The sequence below is a fragment of the Pseudoalteromonas sp. S3776 genome, assembly GCF_005886915.1.
Taxonomy (GTDB): domain Bacteria; phylum Pseudomonadota; class Gammaproteobacteria; order Enterobacterales; family Alteromonadaceae; genus Pseudoalteromonas.
The window spans coordinates 1-249 of the sequence record NZ_PNCU01000119.1 but is presented as its reverse complement, the minus strand read 5'-3'; the positions used below and the strand labels follow the sequence as shown (position 1 = coordinate 249).

1 protein-coding gene is annotated in these 249 nt (G+C 40.6%); it reads right to left on the bottom strand.

Annotation, left to right across the window (positions count from 1 at the left end; all coding sequences use genetic code 11):
• Positions 1–249 (bottom strand): DNA translocase FtsK (locus CWC16_RS19390; protein WP_138542686.1); only part of this gene is annotated, 249 nt, incomplete at both ends.

The window sequence follows — 249 nt, the reverse complement described above, 5'->3', positions numbered from 1 at the left end:
ACTCCGGCTGCTTCCAGTTGATCCATCAGCCTACCTGCCCGATTATACCCTAATTTCATTCTTCGTTGTATTAATGAGGTTGACCCCATTTGGCTTTGAACGATCAAACGAGCTGCATCTTCAAATAATGGATCTTTATCACTGGCATCAAAATCCTTTCCTTCCATTTCTTTTTCATCTACATATTCCGGTAATAAGAATGCTTGTGGGTATCCTCTTTGGTCACCGATAAATTCGCAAATACTCTCT